Genomic DNA, 5,462 nt, shown 5'->3' with positions numbered 1-5,462 from the left:
GCGATCGTTCAGTAAATCTGCCGCTGTAATCGGCGTTTTGGTGACATATAGCTTGCAGTGAGCGACCTTTGAGTAGGTAGAGTTGAATAACAGGAGCCGTATGAGGTGAGAGCTTCACGTACGGTTCTGTGAGCGGCCAGAGGGGGAGGATCCCTCTGGTCTACTCGACCGCCCGTCCCGGTACTGTTACCGGGTAATAAAAAGACGAAGACCGGACGGCTGTGGACGTACGTTCGTGATGACCGCAACGCCGGGTCAGCGCGGGCGCCGGCTGTGTGGTTCGCTTACAGCCCGGACAGGAAAGGTATCCACCCGCAGAGTCATCTTGCGGACTTCAGCGGCGTGCTGCAGGCGGATGCGTATGCCGGGTTCAACGAGCTGTACCGCAATGGACAGATAACGGAAGCGGCCTGCTGGGCTCACGCCCGCCGCAAGATCCATGATGTGCACGTTCGCACGCCATCAGCGCTGACGGAGGAAGCCCTGAAACGTATCGGCGAACTGTATGCCATCGAGGCTGAAATAAGGGGAATGCCGGCAGAGCAGCGCCTTGGCGAACGTCAGCAGAAAGCGAAACCGCGACTGAAATCCCTGGAAAGCTGGCTGCGTGAAAAGATGAAAACCCTGTCGCGACACTCAGAGCTGGCGAAGGCGTTCGCGTACGCACTGAACCAGTGGCCGGCACTGACGTACTATGCAGACGATGGCTGGGCTGAAGCCGATAACAATATCGCTGAAAATGCGTTGCGGATGGTCAGCCTGGGCCGCAAAAACTTCCTGTTCTTCGGCTCTGACCACGGTGGTGAGCGTGGAGCGCTACTGTACAGCCTGATCGGTACATGCAAACTGAACGGCGTGGAGCCAGAGAGGTATCTCTGTCATGTGCTCAACGTAATAGCTGACTGGCCGGTCAATCAGGTCAGCGAACTGTTACCATGGCGCGTAACCCTGCAAACTGAATAACCCGTACCCGTCAATACGGCTCTCGCTGTACGCTTACTCTTTATCAACGGAACAGCATCACGCATCGCGGAAATGATTTTCGGGATTCCTGGTTCGCAGGAGGCAGCAACGAGTTGTTGCTTAAACTCAGGAGAATAATTAGGGCAGCCTTTTCGCCTGCCGGGAGTCACATTTTTCTGCATATCTGACACTTTGGTTCCCACTACTTATTTGGTGGACACCACTTTGTCTAATTCGTCAGATTCTGACCAGACGGCTCACGCTGTACGCTTACCAATGAAGTCCTTCATTTCCTTCAGCTAACCTTACCCAATAACCTTGCTTTCCCAGTGCAGCAAAGAACCGACTCAGAAAATCGATAGCACTGTTGAATCCAGTTTCTGAAACATTCAGATCGAGTAGCTTCTTTTTCGTTGGTTTGTAGTAGCCGTCTTTTTTGACGGAAGAGACGGGAAGGTAAGTTTTGAGATCTTCGATCAGTGCATAGCCACTACCCGCTGTCCTTGCTCGCTTTCGCGGTGCTGGCGCTGCTACTTTCGATGAAATTTTTGTGGGAAGAGGAATGGCCTGGCTGGTTTTTCTGGGGGATTTTTCTACCTTGCCACTCTTCAAATCAGGCAAAGCAGGTACCGCCGGTGCAGTTCCTTTCGCTAGCGCCTTCCAGTATCCTGCGAGCGGTCTCGGTATTCGTAATTCAGCGCATCGTTTTGTCAGTTGTTCTTTACTGATGCTATAGAGAGAGGTGATTTTCTCCGCTGGCTCGCGCCAGACAAGATGATAAAGTTCTTCCCTGTCGTCTGGTAACGTTTGAGTTGTGTTAGATTGCAGGCTCTCTGACATGGCATTCTCCCTTTGCGGGAAACATTATCAAAGAATCTAACGGGTAATAGATTGAACGAAATCACTTTTTGAGGGCTATATTGTGAACATCCTTCACTTAGTAACCTCATGTTCTCGAAGTGAATATTAGTACTATAGCTTATTAATGATACTGGCAGGATCAATACCAACTAATCGGCATAGATGAACAAACTCGACTATATCTAACCGCCGCTCTCCGTTTTCTACTTTTGCGATGAAAGATTGTGGTCTTCCCAGCGCCTTGCCTAGCTCTTCTTGGGTGATGTGGCCTGCAACCCGCGCTTCACGTAATGCCTTTATAACCATCTGGTATTCAATGGAGTAGACAGAAGTCATTTCGTCAGCCTCAACAATAAGTTAAGGCCCGACTATCATGTCACCACCTAAATATCCCAAAGTGGGATATTTACGATCAAACCCAACAACAATGAGCTAAGAAAACGTCACTTCTGAGGCAAAACCATTTTCAGTACGACAGCAGGATCCAAAGATAGCAAATGAGCAATATGGGCAAATTCGATGATGTCCAGACGACGCTCACCATTTTCAACTTTGGCAACAAATGACTGCGGACGACCTAATGCTTTTGCAAGTTGTGCTTGCGTCAGACCTCTATCCTGTCTCGCCGAACGCAACAGTCTTATAACCTGCTGATACTGTTCAGAATAAATAGATGACATTTGTGATACTCGATTTTAATCCCAAAATCGAATATCAGTGATTTACAAAATTATCCCAAAACGGGATAATTTGTTAAATACGCAAGTTTGTGAGGTAACAGGAATGACTAAACAAGACTGGCACCCAGCCGACATCATCGCCGCCCTGCACAAACGCGGCACCAGTATGGCGGCAGTCTCGCGGGAAGCGGGCCTGGCCTCCTCCACGCTGGCGAATGCACTTTCACGTCCCTGGCCGAAGGGTGAATGGCTGATTGCTCGCGCACTCAACATTCATCCTGCATCCATTTGGCCAACTCGCTACGCGGGTAAAGAAGATTACCGCATGCCAAAGCAGCCAATACCGGGAATACCCCAATGCTCCGCTGTATTTCTGACAGAGGAAAAACATTAACGCCTTGCGACCAGGGTCGGCGCGATTCATCGTTAACTGATGACGCCCGATCCGCGCTCTTCCATGGAGAAATATTAATGAAATAACAATGAGATATATAAATAACCCATCCCACAAATCTAAAAATGCAGAATGAAAAATTTGTCGTATCCAACACCAGGGAAATCACGATAATGAGAGAAAGAAAATCGATATGTCTGCTGTTACTAACGCTTCTTACTACCGCAACCCTACCAGTCAGTGCACACAGTTACCTGACTGATAAACCTGTTGCATCAGCGCCAGAAATCACCTTTGCCACCTGGAATATTATGGCGTCACGGCTGAACAAAACACCCGATCTGGCGGCTGCTATACCGGCACTGAAAAGCGACATTATTGCTTTGCAGGAAGTGGATTTTAATACCTTACGTTCGGCCAAAAATGCCGGAAGCAGCAAGCCAGTGAACCAGGCTGAGATACTCGCCAAAGCCGGTAACATGCAATATGCTGAATGCCGCTCCATCGACTTTGATGGCGGCCAGTATGGCACCGCGCTGATCTCACGCTGGAAAATCGACAAAACGGAGCAGGTAAAACTCATCAACACCGATGGCAGAGAGCTGCGCACCGCGTGTGTGAATTATATCAGCGTACCTGGAATGCCCGCTCCACTGGCGGTAATCATCACTCACCCCGATCAGGAGCGAGATAATACCCTGCGCCTGAAGCAGGTCCGTGAACTAATGGCGCTCGTGGATAAGGTTGGGAAAAACGCGATTCCCGTGCTGATGGGGGATCTGAATCTGGTCCCTGCCTCGCCGGAGTACCGGGAAATACGCTACCAGATGAATGACACCTTACCTACTGAAGGCGATTTTACTTATCCTTCATGGAACCCAAATCGCCGTATTGATTATGTATTCACCTCAACGGCCCAGCAGTGGGATGTCGTTCAGACAAAAACGCCCAGCGTGACTGAATTCCGGGAAAATATTCACTGGGGCCAGTTATCCGACCACCTGCCACTGGTTGTCCAACTTAAATTAACACATCTTTAATGTCAGGCACCACAAGCCCCGATGTTGCCAGCATCGGGGCTGATATGTTTAAAACGATAATCCGTATAGGAACCCCGTATTGGTACTCACGCAGGCACTCACTTTCTTGCCTAACGTATAGGCAGTAAAACCAACCTTAGCAATATCAGCACCACCACCTGGATATCCCGTCCAGTCACTATGCGCACTTAAAATGGCAACGTAGTATGTTCCGTTAATTCTCATATTTACATTCGCCGTTTCCACCGTCCCCTGATATATTACACTGCTGACGTACTTATCTATTGTCGCATCGGAGATTAATATAGTTTCTTTCCCGGAATGGCTACATTGTGTAGTTAAATCACCAGCATTGTTGCTTGCCTGCACCGCAAAAGGCAAGAATAAGAAAATTAACAACCATTTTAATTGTTTCATCATATCCTCCACATCATTCGAATAATGTTGTTAGATAAATGGGTAAAACATTTATCCCGGAAACGCTCCCAAAATATTCAGAATCAGTATTGAAGCCTTTTGAATTAAATTCTGTAATCATATCACCAGGCTTATCTGAAGTAACAATTCGAAATTTCGGCATAGCAGGGTTATTGCCAACAATATATGCAGGGTCACCCCGCTCATCCTTACTGTCCTTTTTATCCTGCCAGGTAGACAATAAATCGGCCAGCCGGTAGCAACAACGGCCTGTCGTTCCATCATAAAAGGCGTAGCTGGCCTTTACATAGATAGAATCATCATAGATATCCTCAACAGCAACAGTTGGTCTGATTGTCGGATTTGCCAGAAGTAAATCCGGAACCGCATTGAAAATACCTGTTACCGCCTTACCTGAAACGTGTTCATAAAGATCTTCTAATATCCCTCCGCTCGTTTTCAGACCAATTTCCACACCTGATAAGGTAGTATTTTCTGGCGCAATCCAGCTATCCACAGATTGGGTAATATCGATGCCTTTTTGTGAAAAGTCTTTGTAGGTATTCGATTTATAGGATGGCATAGAGTGATAACAACATGGAATCTGCTGATCCTGAAACGCTTTCTGATCCTACCCACGTAATGTGGACACGGCTCTAAGCGAGATTTTGTTTTTCAAACTGTTCCGGGCTGAGACCGCCACAAGCACTGTGACGACGCCACCGATTGTAATCACACTCGATATAATTAAACACCGTTGTCCGCATTATTTCCCGGCTGATAAAGCGTTCACCGTGGATACATTCGACTTTCAGTGAGTGAAAGAAGCTTTCCGCGCAAGCATTGTCGTAACAGCAACCCTTTGCACTCATGCTGCCGTGCAGGTTATGCCGCTTCAGGAGCGCCTGATAATCCGCTGAGCAGTACTGACCGCCTCTGTCTGTATGCACGATGACATTTTCCGGGCGCTTACGCCGCCACAATGCCATCTGTAGCGCATCGCAGGCCAGCTGTGCCGTCATCCGCGAGGACATTGACCAGCCGATAACGGCACGCGACCACAGGTCGATCACCACTGCCAGATACAGCCAGCCTTCATCAGTACGT

At 48.5% G+C, this 5,462-nt stretch carries 7 protein-coding genes and 2 pseudogenes; 3 read left to right on the top strand and 6 right to left on the bottom strand.

Going from position 1 to position 5,462, the window contains the following annotated elements:
* Positions 1–168: 168 nt before the first annotated feature.
* Positions 169–963, top strand: a pseudogene (gene tnpC / locus M989_RS14070) (IS66 family transposase); the annotation flags it as partial.
* A gap of 276 nt (positions 964–1,239) precedes the next feature.
* On the opposite strand, the pseudogene M989_RS14065 reads toward tnpC, so the two are convergent.
* The 3 genes and pseudogenes from M989_RS14065 to M989_RS24670 all read right to left on the bottom strand — a co-directional run.
* Positions 1,240–1,803, bottom strand: a pseudogene (locus M989_RS14065) (hypothetical protein); the annotation flags it as partial.
* Between the two features lie 132 nt (positions 1,804–1,935).
* Entirely contained in the window at positions 1,936–2,160 is a 225-nt protein-coding gene (locus tag M989_RS14060; RefSeq protein WP_064546334.1) for a helix-turn-helix domain-containing protein, read from the bottom strand.
* Between the two features lie 107 nt (positions 2,161–2,267).
* Positions 2,268–2,504: a helix-turn-helix domain-containing protein gene (locus M989_RS24670; RefSeq protein WP_074398799.1), complete on the bottom strand. Its 237-nt coding sequence runs from the start codon at positions 2,502–2,504 to the stop codon at positions 2,268–2,270.
* Positions 2,505–2,607: 103 nt separating this feature from the next.
* Between M989_RS24670 and M989_RS14055 the strand changes: the two genes are divergently transcribed.
* Together M989_RS14055 and M989_RS14050 are read left to right on the top strand one after the other, a co-directional pair.
* A complete protein-coding gene (locus M989_RS14055) occupies positions 2,608–2,898 on the top strand; it encodes a helix-turn-helix domain-containing protein (RefSeq protein ID WP_064546331.1) in 291 nt (96 codons plus the stop codon).
* Positions 2,899–3,023: 125 nt separating this feature from the next.
* Positions 3,024–3,938, top strand: coding sequence for an endonuclease/exonuclease/phosphatase family protein (locus tag M989_RS14050; protein WP_083965167.1), 915 nt, complete (start codon positions 3,024–3,026; stop codon positions 3,936–3,938).
* Positions 3,939–3,986: 48 nt separating this feature from the next.
* Here M989_RS14050 and M989_RS14045 read toward each other — a convergent pair whose 3' ends face one another.
* The 3 genes from M989_RS14045 to M989_RS14035 form a co-directional block, all read right to left on the bottom strand.
* Positions 3,987–4,355: a hypothetical protein gene (locus M989_RS14045; RefSeq protein WP_064546324.1), complete on the bottom strand. Its 369-nt coding sequence runs from the start codon at positions 4,353–4,355 to the stop codon at positions 3,987–3,989.
* 13 nt (positions 4,356–4,368) lie between these two features.
* Entirely contained in the window at positions 4,369–4,938 is a 570-nt protein-coding gene (locus tag M989_RS14040) for a hypothetical protein (protein ID WP_064546322.1), read from the bottom strand.
* Between the two features lie 73 nt (positions 4,939–5,011).
* A partial coding sequence (locus M989_RS14035) for an IS3 family transposase (protein WP_157093556.1) occupies positions 5,012–5,462 on the bottom strand: 451 nt, incomplete at its 5' end.

Source organism: Kluyvera georgiana ATCC 51603, assembly GCF_001654985.1.
GTDB classification, from domain to species: Bacteria; Pseudomonadota; Gammaproteobacteria; order Enterobacterales; family Enterobacteriaceae; genus Kluyvera; species Kluyvera georgiana.
This window is presented reverse-complemented; position numbering and strand designations above follow the sequence as displayed.